We start from the raw sequence: 17,231 nt of genomic DNA on the forward strand, positions 1-17,231 counted from the left end.
GATGAACTACATATCCAATCTAGTGAAAGTGAATAAGGATCCTGGGCATGGCTCCCATATCACCCCTATTTACATGACTTCCACGTTTGTTTTTGATAATGCAGAGATAGGAGCAAAACGCTTCGCCGGAGAGGACCCCGGATTTATGTATTCGCGCCTGGGAAATCCAAATGTGCGAGAGTTGGAAGAGAAGGTAGCGGGATTGGAATATGGGGAAGGCTGTCTGGCTTTCTCATCTGGGATGGCTGCCATAACCGGTTGCCTTTTGGGAATTTTGCAGGCAGGCGATCATGTGGTTGCACACACAGCGCTATATGGAGCGACACACGCGTTTTTAAGCCAAACCGTAAAGAAGTTTGGCATTGATGTCACTTTTGTGCCCTTTCAGTCAGGAGAAGAGCTCGAACCACACATGACAGAACGAACGAAAGTGATCTATTTTGAAACTCCATCCAATCCTACGCTTTCCTTAGTGGATATGACGAGTGTAGCAGCGGTAGCCAAGCAAAAAGGCGTACTGACAGTCGTTGATAATACATTTTTGTCCCCGTATCTGCAAAATCCGATTCGATGCGGAATTGATGTTGTCGTCCACAGCGCCACCAAGTACTTGTCCGGCCATGGTTATCTGATCGGTGGACTCGTGATCTCGAGTAAGAAAATAATCGATCCGATGAGAAAAGAAGTGCAGAAGACAATGGGAGCTAATTTGGCACCTATGGATGCATGGCTTCTCAATCAAGGGATACGTACGTTGCACATTCGGATGGATCGCTCGCAAGAAAATGCACGAATCTTGGCGGAGCGCCTGGAAAACCACAAGGCAATAGAACGGGTATACTTTCCTGGTCTGGAAAGCTTCGAAGATAAAAGGATCATGGAGAAGCAGATGAGAGGTCCGGGTGCGATGATTTCGTTTGTCTTGAAGGACGGGTACAAAGCAGGTGTTACGCTCATGAATTCAGTGAAATTGTGCACCCTTGCCGTTTCTCTAGGGGATGTAGGGACATTGATTCAGCATCCAGCTTCGATGACGCATGCGATCATCCCCAAAGAAGAAAGGGAAAAGGCAGGCATCGATGATGGACTGGTCCGTTTCTCCGTTGGGATTGAAGATGTGGAAGATATATGGGAAGACCTTGAAACGGCATTCGGATAACGGTGGAAGCAATCTTAAAAAGCTTTTATCAATCTTGCAAAAGCCCAAAAGTGGAAGAAAGCTGGTTTTTCCAGTAATCATTTGCAGCATTGACAAATCACCCAAAGGGTCAGTGCCAAAAACGTTGATATATCGCGGCTGAAGAATTGGCATGGGAATTGCTTTTGGATATATGCAGATGCAAATGATGAACAGGGAGGTTATGGAGATGAAGCATGATTTCGATCAAGTGATCAGCCGAGTAAATACAGCCTGCGAAAAATGGGATGATCTTCAAAATCGCTTTGGTGTGAGTGACGCCATCCCGATGTGGGTTGCGGATATGGATTTTACGTCGCCTCCCCCCGTTATCGAAGCTTTACGTCAAAGAGTTGAGCATGGCATATACGGCTATACGTACCGACCTGACTCCTATGCTGAGGCCATCGTTGATTGGGTGAAAAGAAGACATCATTGGCCGATCGACAGAAAATGGATCGCTCACAGTCCTGGCGTGCTCGCAGCCTTATCCACGATCATTCTGACATGCTCACAGCCCGGGGATAAAGTCATCATTCAAACGCCAGTCTATCATCCGTTCTCTCGTACCATCAAGGCGCTGGGACGTGAAGTGGTAAACAACCCGCTCCATTTGGAAAACGGGCGATATACGATGGATTTTGCGGATTTGGAAGCTAAAATCGACTCTACGGTTAAAATCCTGGTGCTTTGCAATCCACATAATCCAGTAGGGAGAGTCTGGACCGGGGAAGAGCTGACGAGGCTAGGCCAAATTTGCATCCAGAATAACATTCTAGTCGTTTCAGACGAGATTCATTGCGACGTTGTGTACAAAGGACATAAACATATACCGTTTGCCTCCATTTCAGAAGAGTTCGCCGATCAATCGATTACCTGCATAGCGCCTTCCAAAACCTTTAATCTAGCAGGTCTGCAAACCTCCTGCATCATTATTCCGAACGAGAATTGGCGAGATAGGTTCAACCAGTCCATGAACAGTCTGAACATCGGTTCCCCGAATCCATTCGGGATACTAGCGGCAGAGATTGCCTATCGTGAAGGTGAAGAGTGGCTGGAGCAAGTGATCGATTATTTACAAGGGAATCTGGACTTCCTAATTCGTTACTTTCAAGAGAACATTCCGCAAGTAAAAGTGATTCAGCCGGAGAGCACGTATTTAGTGTGGTTGGATTGCCGCGGATTAAGTGTGACTACAGATGAACTTGATAAATTTATGCTTAACAAAGCGAGAGTTGCGATGAATGAAGGGTTTATTTTTGGAGAAGATGGGGCGGGATTTATGCGAATGAATATCGCGTGCCCACGATCCATAGTAGCGAAGAGCTTACGTCAGATAGAAGATGCCGTTCATTTTTTGTGCAGGGCATAGGAAACGTGACGAATGAAATGATCACTATCACATCAAAATGGGAGGGCATATGACTGACTTTTCTTACATTCAAGATTTTGTCCAAACATTCTCGGAAAATATCAGCGAAGTACTTGGTTTTGATATCACCATACTGAATGAAAAAGGCATACGAATTAGTGGGACCGGCAGTTACAAATACAGTATCGGTCAGCCATCACCGGAAGGTTCCTATTTACGGATGATTATGGAAACGAAGCAGCCAGCAATGATCCAGGATGTGATGAAAAATGAATCACAATGCATGAGCTGCAAATATATGGGGCAGTGCAAAGTGTTAGCCTCCATCGGTTTTCCGATTTTAAAGCGGGATAGAGCGGTAGGGGTCATTGGGATCATGGGCTTCTCTCCGGAACAGAAAGAAAGGTTGATCAGGAACTCTGACATGCTGATACGATTTTTGCATCACGTGAGCGCTCTGTTGGAAAAAAAGCTGTTACTGCTGGAATACAGTCAAGAATCGGGTTGCGATGCGTACGAGGATGTCGATGCCCGAAAAAATGTCTCGTTCGATAGCATTGTTGGCCATAATACGGGACTGCGGGATGTAGTAAAAAAGGCAAAACGCGTTGCCAATAGTCCTTCAACCGTTCTCATCAGGGGTGACAGCGGAACAGGCAAAGAGTTGTTGGCGCAAGCGATTCATCATGAAAGCAGTCGAAGAAAAAATCCTTTTGTTGCAATCAATTGCGCGGCTATCCCTGAAAATCTGTTGGAAAGCGAATTGTTTGGCTATGAAGGAGGGGCTTTCACAGGATCAAGACGGGAAGGGAGCATTGGAAAATTCGAATATGCCAACCAAGGGACATTATTTCTCGATGAAATTGGCGATATGCCCCTTTCGTTGCAGCCGAAATTATTAAGAGTGCTACAAGAGAGATCCATAGAACGCATTGGCGGGAAAAAGATCATTCCGATCGATGTAAGAGTGATAGCGGCTACCCATCGAAATTTAGAGGATATGGTGGAAAAAGGTACCTTCCGAGAAGATTTGTATTACCGTCTCAATGTCATACCGCTGCATACCAAGCCCCTAAAGGAGCGGAGTGATGACATTGTGCTATTGCTGAGGTATTTCATTCGAAAGCATTGCAGAACGTTGAAGATCAATGAGCTGAGTATCGATCCTGTATTAGAGCAGTGGTTGATTCAATACGATTGGCCAGGAAACATCAGGCAGTTGGAAAATGCTGTGGAATACATGGTCAACATAGCTGAATCGAATACGATCGGGTTTCATGATCTACCAGACTACCTGAACAAGCAGGAGAACTTCGCTTGCTTCAAGAGAGGCTTAAGCTTGGAGCAAATGGTTGCCGAGTATGAAAAAAATATTTTGCAAACCTTCTATTTTGCCGAACCCTATCGAAATGATAAGGAGAAAATTTCACAAACCCTGCAGATTAGTCTTTCTACGTTATATAGAAAGCTGGATAAATACCAACTGGTTTAGCAATTATCTGAATGTTTTCATTAATAAAAAATCAAATGATGCGGAGAGAGGTGTATGTTTGTGAAAAAGAGTTCCATTTTCGTTGTTGTCTCTTTGCTGGTTTCCCTTGTCGTAACGGCATGTGGCACAACACAAAATCAGGCAGCGCAGAGCAAGAATCTGCTGGAGCAAATAAAAGCAGAGGGGAAAATTAGAATTGGCACAGAAGGAACCTATCCACCGTTTACCTTCCATGATGGTTCTGGAAAGCTGACTGGCTTTGATGTTGAGATCGCAGAGGAAATAGCGAACAGACTGGGCGTCAAGCCGGAATTTATCGAAACCCAATGGGACGGAATGTTTGCCGGATTGGATTCAAATCGATTCGATATGATTGTCAATCAGGTAGGAATTCGTCCCGACCGTCAGGAGAAATACGATTTTTCCGATCCCTATATCCTTTCCAAACCCGTTTTGATTGTTCATAAAGACAATGAAGCGATTAAAGCATTTGCAGATTTGAAAGGGAAAAAAGCAGCTCAGACCCTTACCAGTAACTTTAAAGAAATTGCCGTCTCCTACGGTGCTGAAATCGTCGGAGTCGAAGGCTTTAACCAATCCATTGATCTATTGGCGTCCAAACGTGCAGATGCGGCTGTCAACGATGGATTGTCTTTTCTCGATTTCAAAAAGCAAAAGCCTGATGCACCCATTAAAGTTGTGGCGGAGCTGGATGAGCCTGCAAAATCGGGAGTCATGTTCAGAAAAAACAACAAGGAATTGGTGGAGGCGGTCAATCAAGCGCTCTCCGACATGAAGAAAGACGGCAAATATATCAGCATCTCGCAAAAATACTTTGGAACAGACGTATCCAAATAAGGGAGTGTTCGCATGTTGACTGATGAAAGATTTCAACGAATCATCGACATCGTTGTAAATTCTTTTCTCCCTATGTTGAAAGCTGGGGTCGTTTTCACTGTACCATTGACGCTCATCTCTTTTTTTCTGGGGCTCATTCTCGCTTTGCTAACGGCACTTGCCCGGATTTCAGGGATCAAACCGCTTGATGCCGTCGCTAGGTTTTATGTTTGGGTGATTCGGGGAACGCCTTTGCTCGTTCAATTGTTCATCATCTTTTACGGTCTTCCCAGTGTGGGGGTCACGATTGGCCCGCTTACATCGGCTATTATCGGTTTTACGATAAGTGTAGGTGCCTACAACTCGGAGATCATCCGGGCAGCAATCCTGTCTATTCCCAAAGGCCAATGGGAGGCAGGCTACTCGATCGGCATGAGCTATCGCCAAGCCTTGAAACGAATCATTCTTCCTCAGGCAACACGGGTTTCTGTCCCACCCTTGTCAAACAGCTTTATCAGCTTGGTAAAAGATACTTCCTTGGCAGCTACCATTACGGTTACCGAAATGTTCCGAGTCGCTCAGCAAATTACATCCACCACTTATGAGCCATTGGTGCTGTATTGTGTAGCAGCCATCATTTATTTGATGTTCAGCACCGTTCTTTCTGAAGCCCAAGGACGTATGGAAAAACGACTTGATCGATATGTGACGAGCTAATTGATAGGAGGAATGCGCGTGATTGAGGTGAAAAACCTGCACAAGCAGTTTGGACAAATGGAGATTTTGAAAGGAATCGATCTAAAAATAGAGGAAGGTCAAACGGTTTGCATTATCGGGCCTTCTGGATCGGGTAAAACCACGCTGCTTCGTTGCCTGAATTTACTGGAGGTCCCTACGAAAGGAACCTTACACCTCGGAAAATTCACTTTGGATTTTGGGGATAAAAAACAAGTTCCTAAAGATGCGGTAATGAAGTTCCGACAGCAAACAGGCATGGTTTTCCAAAGCTATCATTTGTTCCCTCACATGACTGCACTGGAAAATGTAATGGAAGGCTTGGTCATCGTTCGCAAGCAAGACAAGGCGTCCTCACGGGAAAAAGCGCTTCACTTGCTGGAAAAGGTAGGATTAAAAGAACGGGCAAACCACTACCCGGCTCAGCTGTCAGGAGGACAACAGCAACGCGTAGGAATCGCCAGAGCGATGGCGATGGGACCTGAAGTCCTGCTTTTTGATGAGCCTACTTCCGCGTTGGATCCCGAGTTGGTAGGCGAGGTTCTGAAGGTGATGAAAGAGCTTGCCAAAGAAGGAATGACCATGGTCGTCGTCACGCATGAAATGAACTTTGCCCGTGAGGCAGCGGATAAGGTTGTATTCATAGATAAAGGTGTCATTGTCGAAGAAGGAACACCCGAGCAAATTTTTGAGCACACGCAGCATGAACGCACCTTGCAATTTTTAAACAAGCTATGCTCGTAGCAGGATGGAACGAAAAACGAGGAGGAAAAGGATGTATAAGACCGTCATTCTAGGGACCGGTCCTGCCGGGTTAACCGCAGCCATCTATCTTGCCCGCGCGAACATGAATCCTGTCGTCATTGAAGGTCCTGAACCGGGGGGACAATTGACATTGACGACAGATGTGGAGAATTTCCCGGGCTTCCCTGATGGGATTATGGGACGAGAGCTGATGCAGAACATGCGTGATCAAGCAGAGCATTTTGGAGCGAAGTTTATAAGAGGATGGGTGAAGAAAGTCGAGCTTTCCAATTCCCCTTTTATCGTAACGGTTGAAGGCTTGGAAGAAATGAAAACGCAAACATTAATCATTTCGACGGGAGCTTCGGCCAAGTTATTGAATATTCCGGGGGAGAAGGAAAATATCGGGCGGGGAGTAAGCACCTGCGCAACGTGTGATGGATTTTTCTTTCGGGGCAAAAAAATTATCGTTGTCGGCGGCGGAGATTCGGCTATGGAAGAAGCGAATTTCTTAACGAAGTTTGCTTCAGAGGTGCGGGTGGTTCACCGCAGAAACGAGCTTCGAGCCTCCAAAATTATGCAAGATCGCGCGCGGAATAATCCGAGCATTACCTGGAGCTTACATTGCATTCCGGAAGAAGTAATCGCAACAGATAAACGCGTTACTGGATTGAAAGTAAAAAACAGCGATACGGGAAAAGAAGAAATTCTCGAATCGGATGGCATTTTCATCGCAATCGGGCATAGGCCGAACACCGCGTTTTTAGACAACCAAGTCAAAACAGACGACCTGGGCTATATCATCGTGAATCCGGGTACAACCGAAACAAGCATTCCCGGGGTATTCGCCTGCGGGGATGTGCAGGATCACAAATACCGCCAGGCCATTACGGCAGCAGGAAGCGGCTGCATGGCTGCTCTGGATTGCGAACGATACCTTGATTCAAAAGCGTAGCGAGCAGGGCATTTTGGTGAGAGGGGTGATGGAAACAACTGTTTAATGCGGAAAAATACAAATGTTATGAATAGTGGAGGGGTGCAACCATGAAAGAGATGAAAACACAGCAAGAATTTGATGAGGCCATTCTATCAACAAAACCGGTTGTCGCAAAATTTTATGCAGATTGGTGCCCGGATTGTCAGCGCATCGATCCATTCATGCCAGCCGTGGAAGAGGCGTACAAAGAAAAAATGGATATGATCGCGGTGAATCGGGATCATTTTCCAGAGGTTTTCGAGAAGCTTGATGTATTTGGAATCCCTAGCTTTATCGCTTTTCAAGAAGGGAAGGAACTGGGGCGCTTTGTAAGTAAACTCGGAAAAAGCCAGGAAGAGGTTGAGCAGTTTCTGGATCAAATCGCAGAGGGAAAGGGAGGCTTGAAAGGATGAAAGAGATCAAAACACAGCAAGAATTTGATGAGGCGATTTTATCTGCAAAACCAGTTGTTGCGAAATTTTATGTAGATTGGTGCCCAGACTGTCAGCAAGTTGAGACATTCATGCCAGCCGTCGAAGAAGCGTACAAAGAAAAAACAGAGATGATCGCGGTAAACCGGGACCATTTTGCGGAACTGTTAGAGAAGCTAGATGTATTTGGAATCCCCAGCTTTATTGCTTTTCAAGAAGGGAAGGAACTGGGCCGCTTCGTCAGTAAACTCGGAAAAAGCCGGGAAGAGGTCGAGGAGTTTCTCGATCAAATTTGTACCAAATAAATGAATTGACGACGATCCTTGCATCCCAAGCATACCTCTGCTTGGGATGCTGCTTACAAAGGAGGTTTTCTTTATGAGCATGATGCAAGAGAGACAAATGGAGAGTCCGTTGCATTTTTTGCCGAGGCTTAGTGCCATCCTAGACCGAGAGATTTGGATGAAACGGGATGACGCAAACGGAGACATGTTAACAGCAGGAAACAAGAAGAGAAAGCTGAGATACCTGCTGACGGACGCGATTCAACAAGGTGCGGATACGGTCATAACGACAGGCGGCCTCCATTCTAATCACGCTCGGACGACGGCAGCCATGGCCATACAGCTAGGTTTGAAACCCATTCTTGTCTTAGGCGGCGACAAGCCGGAGAACAAAAGCGGAAATTATCTTTTGAATCATTACATGGGAGTAGATGTTGTTTTTTCGGGAGCGAGTACGCAAAAAGAGATGGGGCAGGCATTGAACCAGCATGCTGAAAAAGTGAAGGCGGAAGGATTGCGTCCTTATGTGATCGGAGTCGGCGGGTCAAACGGGTTGGGTTCATTAGGCTATGTAGACGCCTATGATGAATTGAAAAAGCAGGCTGCAGAGAAGAAAGTGCAGTTCGACTGGCTTTTTGCCTCAGCCGGCTCTGGAGGAACGATCGCTGGGCTGATCTATGGGTGCGATCTGCACAAAGACGCCACTCGGATCGTAGGGGTATCGTCCTGGCTGAATACGGCTGCCATCAAAATCCAAATCGAATCTTGCTTGCATGAGGCAGCCTCTCTGAAAGGCGATGAACGAAAGCTGCAGCTTGATCATCTCCCCGTGCATGTACATGACGAATACGTCGGAGAAGGGTATGGACACCCCACTGACGGCGGAGTGGAAGCACTTCATTTGCTGGCGAGCAAGGAAGCCATTTTGTTGGATCACGTGTATACAGCTAAAGCGATGGCGGGCTGCATCGATTATATCCGCAAAGAAATCGTAAAACCTGCAGAAAAGGTATTGTTCTGGCATACAGGTGGAGCTCCAGGACTCTTTGGGATCAGTGGCTGAACACGAGCATAACGTCCATTTCTCTAAAAGAAAAATCGCTCAGGTGAATGAATGGCACCTTGAGCGATTTTTTTTTACCAGCGGGTCAACCCTATCCTTGCCCTACAATCTTCTTCAATCGTCCTGCCAGCGGCACGACAATGATACCGGCTACCACTACCTGGAGAACGTTTCCGGGGATAGAGCCGAATGGCTGAATCCAGTTGCCGTACAGGATGACTTCGACGAAATAATACCCTACGATTTTAATGATCAGTGCGACGAAAACTGCCAGGGAGTATACAAGTACTTTTTTGCCAGGTACCTTCTCCGCGATGAGTCCAGCTACATAGCCCATTGCCCCTACGATGATGAAGGTAAAGGGCGCCCAGGCTGTCCAACCAGAGATCAAATCGAAGAGGCCCATTCCGAAAGCGCCAGCGATGGCACCTGTAGTTCTGCCGAAAACGAAGGCAGCGATAAAAAGCGGCACGTTGCCCAGATGGATGAGGCCACCGTTACCCATGATCGGGAGCCTCAAGTTGACGAACATGGTGGCTGCTAGAGTAAAAGCGATAAAAAGGGCATTGATGACGAGGGTTTTGGTTTTGGTTGCTTTTCTCGGTGAGAATGTAGAATCCATATGATAGCCTCTTTCTTTTTTTACCTATTATCATACTCGGAATCGGATTCTTTATAAATATGGATGATGCGATATATGGGCGCGGGTACATATCCTTAGCAGAAGGACGGGAACATTCGAAAACTTGTGAAGGAATTGCAGAATGTGTCGAATTATTAATGAGTAAATATTACCATATCCCTACTTTGTTCAGATATTGTTTAGGTCGAAATAGTATAATGGTACTTGTTTTGAGGCGAATGTGCAAAAGTTTGTCGATGATGTCGTCTTTGCGTATTTATGTTGTGGAAATTGTCGAATCATAGGGGAAAATGGCATTGAGACAGGTGTGGACAGCACTTTCGTTTCTGTTGAAGCCAAGTACATACAACCAGCAAAGTGAATCTGTACAATCATGCTGTTATAAAGTGGGAGTGGTTGATCAATTGGGACAACGTGCACAGCTTTTGCTAGTTGACAAGGATTCCTCCAGCATAGATTTTTTTGCGTCTTGTCTGGAGAATGATAAAACAATGGTAAAAGTAGATTCGAGTTATCAAAAGGTCGAAATCTTGAAGCATCTAATAGATAATCAGACCGATTGTGTTTTGATAAATGTGGATTCATCAGACACAGAGATCGTGCCTCTTCTCACACAAATAAAAGAGAGTTGCGAGAACCGATCTGTGCCGCTTTTGGTGGCAGGAACGAATATCCCGTTTGAGACCAAATTAGAGTTGTTACTGTATGCAGATGATGTATTTGTCTTGCCGATTGAACCTGCCGAATTGGTTTTACGAATACAGAAGCTGGTGGACAACAGAATAAAAGTCCGTAGTCAAATTTTGATAGATCCATTGACAGGAGCTTATAACGATAGGTTCTTGATTCGCGAATTGGAGCGGCATTTAAATGATTTCAAGCGGTCACATGAACCATTCACGATGATACACATGGAGATTGATGATCATCATGTGACCCATCCTAGTGAAGCAAGAGATGCACTCTTAAAAGGCTTTGTGGAATACATCCAGAGAAGCGTTCGACCAATGGATGTGTTTTGTCGCTATAAAGACGAGGGATTTATCCTGATTCTTCCGAAGACCTATAAAGAAGATGCAATCAAATTGATGAACCGATTAATAGGCAGATTTTCACAAGGGGAATGGAAGAGCACTTTTTCTTGCGTGGTATTGGAATTTTCGGAAGCGATCCATTCTCCCGAGAATTGCCTCAAGATGATGGCGTTTCCCGAAGATAGGCGAGAGCGCCAAGAGAAAGGGCTAGTGATCGATCGCACGGAGGAGCAGCCTTCCACCCATCAGAAATTGCTGATCGCCGTTATCGATGACGATCGCCTCATACGGGAAATGTTGAAAGACCAGCTTGCAGATATTGGGGACGAGATGGTAGAGGTAGAGATCAGGAGCTATTCAAATGGGGAAGAATTTTTCGAGGACCCGTGGCATCGTCAGAATCAGCGTTTCCTACTGATCATCGACAGAGTCATGCCCAAGATGGATGGTTTGGAACTCCTGCAAAAAATCAGAACGGAATACGATCGAAAACGTTACGTTTGCTTGATGTTGACGAGCAGGGACTCCGAGTCGGATATAGCCTTGGCGATCCAAAAAGGCGCCAATGATTATGTGGTCAAACCATTCGGGCTGAAAGAACTCCGCGCTCGAATTAGACGACTTATCAGGGGGACAAGATGATTGATCTTGCCTTAATTGTCATTTTGACCGTGGTATTTTTACTATTGCTGATCGTTCTCTATGTGTATCTGGTATGGAGAAAATACCTGAACATAAGGATCACGAAAAGAAAAGGCGAGTGGCTCTCGAACCGAGAGGAGGAACTCAAGAAGTATTTGCTGTCAGGGGAACATTCAAGGAAGCTGATTCCTACGCAGAGGTACCAATACGAGGTGCTTGAGGATTACTTCAGTGAGTACCTGTCCAATTTTAAGCTCGAATCCGAAAAAGATCCCATTGCCGTGTTCGCGGAAACTGTTTTTGTTCCCGTTTATAAAAAGCGGCTGCAAAAAGGGAACTGGAGCACGCGAATGAACACGTTGTATTTTATCGATCTCTTTCGCTTGAAAAGCATGCAGGGGGATTTGCTCAGTCACCTTACGAGCAAGAAATGTTCCCCGGAGGAGACGCATCTCATTTATAACGTGCTGGCAACGTTTGAATTCGATCAATTTCAGGATTTGCTAAAAGGAAGCAAGGAGCTGCCTCCTTTTCATTTAAGCCAGATCATGAGCAGGCTCGTGGACCAAGACAATCTGGAAGGCTATGTGGATCGTTTCGAGGGGTTTCCTCTATTTTTGAAAAAAGGGATCCTGGATGTTGCGCGAGAAAAAAATCTTCGCTCTGAGCAGCTTCAGCAGCTTTTGGAAGGCTTGCTTCAGGATGAATCAACTGATCAAGAGCTCCGGATCCGTGCGTTGAAAACGATCGGCTCTCTAGGTTACTTGACTTCACCAGAGATCATTACGCGGATGCTAGAGACAAACGTGGAAGATAAAAAATGGAATACATCTCAGTCGGCAGCTGAAAAGATGATGATAGCCAGACTGATGGGGAATATCAAAAAAGATTGCTTTCTTCCTTACTTAGAGCGTTTGATTAGCGACAGCGGGTACATCGTTCGGGTGGAAGCAGCCAAATCGATCCGAAAATACAAGCATGGCAAGGAAAAGCTGCAGCAGATCGCTGCATCACATGCGGATCTGTACGCAAGAGAAATTGCCATGGAGTGGATGGAAAGGGGGACGGAGTATGAATAATATGTACCCTTATTTCGTCTCGTTCTTCACAATAGTGAATGTATTCATCATTTTTTACATGATCGCGATCTGTCTCTTTTACATGATGTTATTTCTACTCGCGTTCAGTGGGTTGAAAAGGGAACGCGGCCTTCATCAGGTCGAGCCATATAAGAAAATGAAGCAATCTGCCTTCACTCCGCCGTTGTCCATTATTGTTCCTGCCTACAATGAAGAAGCGGGAATCATCGGGAGTGTGCTGTCGCTTGTAACCGGCAGCGGGAGACTCGATTATCCGGAGTTTGAGGTCATCGTCGTAAATGACGGCTCTACCGATAGCACGCTGGAAAAAGTCATGAGCCGATTCAAGATGGTTCCCATCAAAAATAAGGTGCTGCAAAAGCGAAACGGGATTCAGACGCAATTCGTCAAGGATGTCTATCAATCCGAAATTTATCCTGCCCTTTTTCTGGTTGATAAAGTGAACGGAGGAAAGGCGGATGCGTTAAACGCGGGGATTAATCTGGCCAAATACCCTTACTTCGCATCCGTCGATGGAGACACTGTGCTCGAGCCGGACTCTTTTCTCAAAATCATGAAGCCGATCATTGAAGACAGCGATCAAGAGGTTCTCGCAACAGGAGGAAATGTACTGTTGGCCAATGGAAGTCTCATCGTAAAAGGACAGATGGAAGAGAGCAGACTGTCTCGCAACCCACTGGTCATGATGCAAATCATTGAGTACATGCGGGCTTTTTTGATGGGGAGGATTGGTCTTTCCCAGGAAAATCTGCTGCTCATTATCTCAGGCGCTTTTGGTGTATTTAAAACCTCCAGAGTCATTCAAGCGGGTGGCTATCGGGCCAACACGATCGGTGAGGATATGGAGCTCGTGGTCCGCTTGCATCGCATGAATGTGGAGAAAAAGTGGGGAGCGAAAATCGTCTACGTAGCAGATCCGGTATGTTACACAGAAGCGCCGGAAGACATGGCTTCTTTGCGAACGCAGCGGATCAGATGGCATCGCGGGCTGTTTGAAAGTCTCTGGATTCATAAAAAAATGCTGTTCAACCCCAAATATGGAAAAATTGGAACGATGGCTATTCCTTATTTCTTTTTGGTAGAGCTTTTGGGGCCGCTCATTGAGTTTTGCGGATACATTGCAATGATCATCGGATTGATTATCGGCAATGTGTTTTTCACCTACTCCTTGGCGTTGATCCTGTTGATGATCGTCTACGGGTCGTTTTTATCCATGGGCGCAGTTCTGCTGGAAGAGTGGCGGTTGGGCAGGCATCAAAAAATCTCGGAGCTCAATCGGTTATTTTTCTTTGCGCTATCGGAAGTGTTCTGGTATCGACCGATTATGACTTTCTGGAGAGTCCAGGCGCTTTTCTCCATCCTGCGAGGGAAAAACCAGGGGTGGGGCACATTGAAACGAAAAGGCGTATCCGCATAGGACAAGCCTTATAGGATTGGGTGAAGGATATGAAAAGCAAACTCATACAAGTAGGGATAGCGGCGGCCATTCTCATTGCCCTGCCGTTTATCGTGTGGCAGGTAAGCCCGACCCATTCGCTCTCAGTGTGGATTTTGGACAAAACGGTCCCGAATATGGACTACCGGGAGCATAAAGGACTCATGTGGGCATTGAACCACTTCAAGATTCTCAATCAATCGACGGGCGAGAGCTTTGCCTATGACCAAGATTACTATGGCTTTTTTCCCGAAGCAGATGGAAAATACCATACCAAGGATTTGCCAGAGGCACAGAGCGAGAATCGGCCGCAGCTGATCTATCTGACGGATACGTATGGCGTGTACAGCGATGACTTTCTGAAGGATAACGTGCAAGGAACACGCTCCAAGCTCATTTACGGCGGCTTGACGGATCAAGATTTGTCGAGGATTTCGCAAAACCTGAAAAATGGCGCTACCTTTGTGGCGGAGTTTAATACCATGGCTTCTCCTACCTCGGCTTCCTCACGCAAGCAGATGGAACAAATCCTGTCCGTTACGTGGAAGAAGTGGATGGGACGCTACTTCCTGGATTTGACTCCGGGAGTGGAGGTTCCGGTCTGGATGGTGAATAACTACGAAAAAGCAACGGGACACAAATGGAGCTTTACAGGCCCGGGAATCGCTTTGGTATCGGACCAGGATCAGGTCGTGATTTTGGAAGAAGGAAAAGATTTTGGAAAAGGGAGTGTGGAGCTTTCATTTGCCGCCCCTTACGACGAGGAAATGAAGATCGATTCTTCCATCCCGTACTACTACTGGTTCGAGTTCATGCAGCCCAAAGAAGGCGCTGAGGTTTTGGCCAACTTTCATATGGATGTTACGCCCGAGGGCAAGAAGAAGTTGGGGGAACTTCAATTAACGGAGGACTTCCCGGCGATCATTCGTCATAAAAGTGAAAGCTATACGTCGTACTATTTTGCCGGGGACTTTGCCGACAGCAACAAGGTGCCCGAGTGGTGGAAAATTTGGGGACTCGATTTGTGGAAAAAGTGGTTTGTCTCGGATTTTAAAGGTGATTCCGATGCGTTCTACTGGAAGGCCTATCTGCCGCTGATGAAGAAAATTTTGCAGGATGTCGTAAATACGCCGCCAACAGTTGAGCGACACGTTCAAGTCCCGATCTATGAAGCAAACGGGATCAAGCAAGTGGCAAAAGTGGAAAATGAACAGATTACGCTGTACGACGGCAAATCATGGAATCCGCGCTTCTGGGCTGGAATGAACCTGGGCGCTACGACTCCTGGTCACGATCCTGGGGAACTCAGTCCGACGAAATGGGATTACTTGCGCTGGTTTAAACAGATGCAGGAAATGAACATCAGTGTCATCCGGATCTATACCATTTTGCCGCCTCATTTCTATGAAGCATTGGCTGAGTATAACCGCGATAAGGAAAAACCGCTCTACTTCTTCCAAGGCATTTGGTCACCGGAAGAGGAATTAATCGGAACGGACCTAGCAGGAAATGACGCTTTCAAGGAGTCGATAACCTCCGCCTTCCAAAAAGAAATCCGGGATACCGTGAATGCTGTACATGGAAACATTACCATTCCAGCGGTGAGGGGTCATGCGAGCGGAGAGTTTCGTACGGACGTTTCCCCATACTTGCTGGGCTGGATTACAGGGACAGAATGGTATCCATATGCAGTCAAGACTACCAATGACAATCATGTCGGGATGCCCCCATATCAGGGGACATATTTCTCGGCCAAACAGCAGGCTTCTCCTTTTGAAAGCTGGCTGGCTTCCATGATGGATGTACTGGCGAATGAGGAGATGAAATACGGCTGGCAACATCCCGTTTCCTTTACCAACTGGTTAACCACCGACCCGCTCAAGCATCCGAACGAACCGATGGAAAAAGAAGATCTGGTCCCAGTCGACCCGATGAACATCAATCCAACTGAAAAATGGTCAGCCGGCTATTTTGCAGCCTATCACGTCTATCCGTACTATCCGGACTTTTTGCGGTATGAACCGAAATATCAGACGTACCGTGATTCTTCCGGGAAGATCAATCCGTACGCTGGATATTTACATGATTTACGTGCGCATCATAAAGGAATTCCGTTGATCGTAGCCGAGTTTGGCGTGCCTAGCTCGCGAGGCATGGCGCATTATGGTCCCGCGGGCCGCAATCAGGGGATGCACACGGAAAAAGAGCAAGGCGAGATGGACGCGGACATGCTCCGCAGCATGGCTGATGAAAAATTCAATGGAGCCCTCCTTTTCGCGTGGCAGGATGAGTGGTTCAAGTTCACCTGGAATACGCTTGATATGGAGCTGCCTGGAGAACGAAAGGCCATGTGGAGAAATCGGTTGACCAATGAGGAGAATTTTGGCGTCATTGCGGTTGAACCGGGTGAAAGCGCAAAAGATATGATTCTGATCGACGGCAAGACATCCGATTGGGAGAGACGTACAGTTAAAATCGAGCAGGAATATCCAGCGTTCAACATGTCGGTTTCCCACGATGAAGCTTATCTGTATTTACTGCTTCAGAAAAAACAGGGGGTTTGGAACTTATCCAATGACAGGTTGTCTATCGGATTTGACACCATCCCAGGAGGGAGTCGGATCGCAGACAAAGCGCCGGGACTCCATTTCTCGACAGGAATTGAATTCCTGCTGCAATTGACTGGTGAGAAAAACTCCCGGATTTTTGTGAACAGCGCCTATGATCAGCACACCTGGTTTTATACCGACATCAAGAAAATGTTACCAGGTGACCCACGCTATAAACACGAGGAGCTTGGTCTGTTTCTGCCGTGGAAGCTGGCTTTGAACAAAGGATTGTACCTGCCGGAAACGAAACAGACTGTTCCGTTTGAGGAGCTGGAGGTAGGAGTGATGAAACAGGGGATTTCTGATCCAAATGATCCTGCTTTTAATACACTTGCTGATTGGTACGTAAAAGAGGATCGTTTAGAGATTCGAATTCCTTGGATGTTGCTCGGATTTACTGATCCAAGCTCGCAGCAGGTTTGGGAATATCCCTATAAAGCGGGAGCACTCAAACCTGTTGCCACCGATGGAATCAAGATTGAGCCATTCGTCCAGCCAGTAGGATCTACGGTTTCCCCAGCCATTGAACCTGCCTTTTATCAATGGGAGAAATGGAATGAACCCACTTATCATGAGCGGAAAAAACAGAGCTTTGACATCCTCCGCGATGTCTATGCAGAATTTAATCGGGACAAATAGAAAGAGGAAAACACACAA

The 17,231-nt window shown here is 46.4% G+C and carries 15 protein-coding genes; 14 read left to right on the plus strand and 1 reads right to left on the minus strand.

Going from position 1 to position 17,231, the window contains the following annotated elements:
* Window position 1 precedes the first annotated feature (1 nt).
* The 10 genes from JNE38_RS07555 (at window position 2) to JNE38_RS07600 (ending at window position 9,111) form a co-directional block, all read left to right on the plus strand.
* Window positions 2-1,159 (plus strand): trans-sulfuration enzyme family protein, encoded by a 1,158-nt coding sequence (locus JNE38_RS07555; protein ID WP_203355982.1) that lies wholly within the window; start codon window positions 2-4, stop codon window positions 1,157-1,159.
* Between the two features lie 208 nt (window positions 1,160-1,367).
* Window positions 1,368-2,549, plus strand: coding sequence for a MalY/PatB family protein (locus tag JNE38_RS07560; RefSeq protein WP_203355983.1), 1,182 nt, complete (start codon window positions 1,368-1,370; stop codon window positions 2,547-2,549).
* A 49-nt stretch (window positions 2,550-2,598) separates the two neighbouring features.
* Window positions 2,599-4,041, plus strand: coding sequence for a sigma-54 interaction domain-containing protein (locus JNE38_RS07565; RefSeq protein ID WP_203355984.1), 1,443 nt, complete (start codon window positions 2,599-2,601; stop codon window positions 4,039-4,041).
* 54 nt (window positions 4,042-4,095) lie between these two features.
* Complete coding sequence (locus tag JNE38_RS07570) at window positions 4,096-4,899, plus strand: amino acid ABC transporter substrate-binding protein (protein WP_203355985.1); 804 nt, start codon at window positions 4,096-4,098, stop codon at window positions 4,897-4,899.
* Between the two features lie 12 nt (window positions 4,900-4,911).
* Entirely contained in the window at window positions 4,912-5,595 is a 684-nt protein-coding gene (locus JNE38_RS07575; protein WP_203355986.1) for an amino acid ABC transporter permease, read from the plus strand.
* An 18-nt stretch (window positions 5,596-5,613) separates the two neighbouring features.
* On the plus strand, window positions 5,614-6,357 hold the full coding sequence (locus tag JNE38_RS07580; RefSeq protein ID WP_203355987.1) for an amino acid ABC transporter ATP-binding protein: 744 nt from the start codon (window positions 5,614-5,616) through the stop codon (window positions 6,355-6,357).
* 31 nt (window positions 6,358-6,388) lie between these two features.
* On the plus strand, window positions 6,389-7,312 hold the full coding sequence (trxB, locus tag JNE38_RS07585; protein WP_203355988.1) for a thioredoxin-disulfide reductase: 924 nt from the start codon (window positions 6,389-6,391) through the stop codon (window positions 7,310-7,312).
* An 89-nt stretch (window positions 7,313-7,401) separates the two neighbouring features.
* A complete protein-coding gene (locus tag JNE38_RS07590) occupies window positions 7,402-7,746 on the plus strand; it encodes a thioredoxin family protein (protein ID WP_203355989.1) in 345 nt (114 codons plus the stop codon).
* Window positions 7,743-8,069 carry a thioredoxin family protein gene (locus JNE38_RS07595; RefSeq protein ID WP_203355990.1) on the plus strand — a complete coding sequence of 109 codons (327 nt, stop codon included), beginning with the start codon at window positions 7,743-7,745 and terminating at the stop codon, window positions 8,067-8,069. Before JNE38_RS07590 ends, JNE38_RS07595 begins: the two co-directional genes overlap by 4 nt.
* Before the next feature lie 73 nt (window positions 8,070-8,142).
* The gene (locus JNE38_RS07600) at window positions 8,143-9,111 is read left to right on the plus strand and encodes a 1-aminocyclopropane-1-carboxylate deaminase/D-cysteine desulfhydrase (protein ID WP_203355991.1); all 969 of its coding nucleotides are present in this window, start codon (window positions 8,143-8,145) and stop codon (window positions 9,109-9,111) included.
* Window positions 9,112-9,202: 91 nt separating this feature from the next.
* Here the strand turns inward: JNE38_RS07600 and JNE38_RS07605 are convergent, their stop codons facing one another.
* A complete protein-coding gene (locus tag JNE38_RS07605) occupies window positions 9,203-9,733 on the minus strand; it encodes an ECF transporter S component (protein WP_203355992.1) in 531 nt (176 codons plus the stop codon).
* 326 nt (window positions 9,734-10,059) lie between these two features.
* Between JNE38_RS07605 and JNE38_RS07610 the strand changes: the two genes are divergently transcribed.
* Genes JNE38_RS07610 through JNE38_RS07625 form a run of 4 tightly spaced genes read left to right on the plus strand, consistent with a single transcriptional unit; the run spans window position 10,060 to window position 17,213 of the window.
* The gene (locus tag JNE38_RS07610) at window positions 10,060-11,430 is read left to right on the plus strand and encodes a response regulator (protein ID WP_238933704.1); all 1,371 of its coding nucleotides are present in this window, start codon (window positions 10,060-10,062) and stop codon (window positions 11,428-11,430) included.
* Window positions 11,427-12,509, plus strand: coding sequence for a HEAT repeat domain-containing protein (locus JNE38_RS07615; RefSeq protein WP_203355994.1), 1,083 nt, complete (start codon window positions 11,427-11,429; stop codon window positions 12,507-12,509). Before JNE38_RS07610 ends, JNE38_RS07615 begins: the two co-directional genes overlap by 4 nt.
* The gene (locus JNE38_RS07620) at window positions 12,502-13,947 is read left to right on the plus strand and encodes a glycosyltransferase family 2 protein (RefSeq protein ID WP_203355995.1); all 1,446 of its coding nucleotides are present in this window, start codon (window positions 12,502-12,504) and stop codon (window positions 13,945-13,947) included. The genes JNE38_RS07615 and JNE38_RS07620 overlap by 8 nt, the downstream gene beginning before the upstream one ends.
* A 29-nt stretch (window positions 13,948-13,976) precedes the next feature.
* Complete coding sequence (locus JNE38_RS07625) at window positions 13,977-17,213, plus strand: hypothetical protein (RefSeq protein WP_203355996.1); 3,237 nt, start codon at window positions 13,977-13,979, stop codon at window positions 17,211-17,213.
* The last annotated feature ends 18 nt before the right edge of the window (window positions 17,214-17,231 follow it).

Source organism: Brevibacillus choshinensis (genome assembly GCF_016811915.1).
Classification (GTDB): Bacteria; Bacillota; Bacilli; order Brevibacillales; family Brevibacillaceae; genus Brevibacillus; species Brevibacillus choshinensis_A.

Bases quoted from the DNA above. Each gene is read 5' to 3' on its own strand.
- JNE38_RS07600 (WP_203355991.1), top strand. From the start codon at position 8,143: ATGAGCATGATGCAAGAGAGACAAATGGAGAGTCCGTTGCATTTTTTG.
- JNE38_RS07560 (WP_203355983.1), top strand. From the start codon at position 1,368: ATGAAGCATGATTTCGATCAAGTGATCAGCCGAGTAAATACAGCCTGC.
- JNE38_RS07565 (WP_203355984.1), top strand. From the start codon at position 2,599: ATGACTGACTTTTCTTACATTCAAGATTTTGTCCAAACATTCTCGGAA.
- JNE38_RS07595 (WP_203355990.1), top strand. From the start codon at position 7,743: ATGAAAGAGATCAAAACACAGCAAGAATTTGATGAGGCGATTTTATCT.
- JNE38_RS07620 (WP_203355995.1), top strand. From the start codon at position 12,502: ATGAATAATATGTACCCTTATTTCGTCTCGTTCTTCACAATAGTGAAT.
- trxB (WP_203355988.1), top strand. From the start codon at position 6,389: ATGTATAAGACCGTCATTCTAGGGACCGGTCCTGCCGGGTTAACCGCA.
- JNE38_RS07625 (WP_203355996.1), top strand. From the start codon at position 13,977: ATGAAAAGCAAACTCATACAAGTAGGGATAGCGGCGGCCATTCTCATT.
- JNE38_RS07590 (WP_203355989.1), top strand. From the start codon at position 7,402: ATGAAAGAGATGAAAACACAGCAAGAATTTGATGAGGCCATTCTATCA.
- JNE38_RS07575 (WP_203355986.1), top strand. From the start codon at position 4,912: ATGTTGACTGATGAAAGATTTCAACGAATCATCGACATCGTTGTAAAT.
- JNE38_RS07555 (WP_203355982.1), top strand. From the start codon at position 2: ATGAACTACATATCCAATCTAGTGAAAGTGAATAAGGATCCTGGGCAT.
- JNE38_RS07570 (WP_203355985.1), top strand. From the start codon at position 4,096: ATGTTTGTGAAAAAGAGTTCCATTTTCGTTGTTGTCTCTTTGCTGGTT.
- JNE38_RS07605 (WP_203355992.1), bottom strand. From the start codon at position 9,733: ATGGATTCTACATTCTCACCGAGAAAAGCAACCAAAACCAAAACCCTC.
- JNE38_RS07615 (WP_203355994.1), top strand. From the start codon at position 11,427: ATGATTGATCTTGCCTTAATTGTCATTTTGACCGTGGTATTTTTACTA.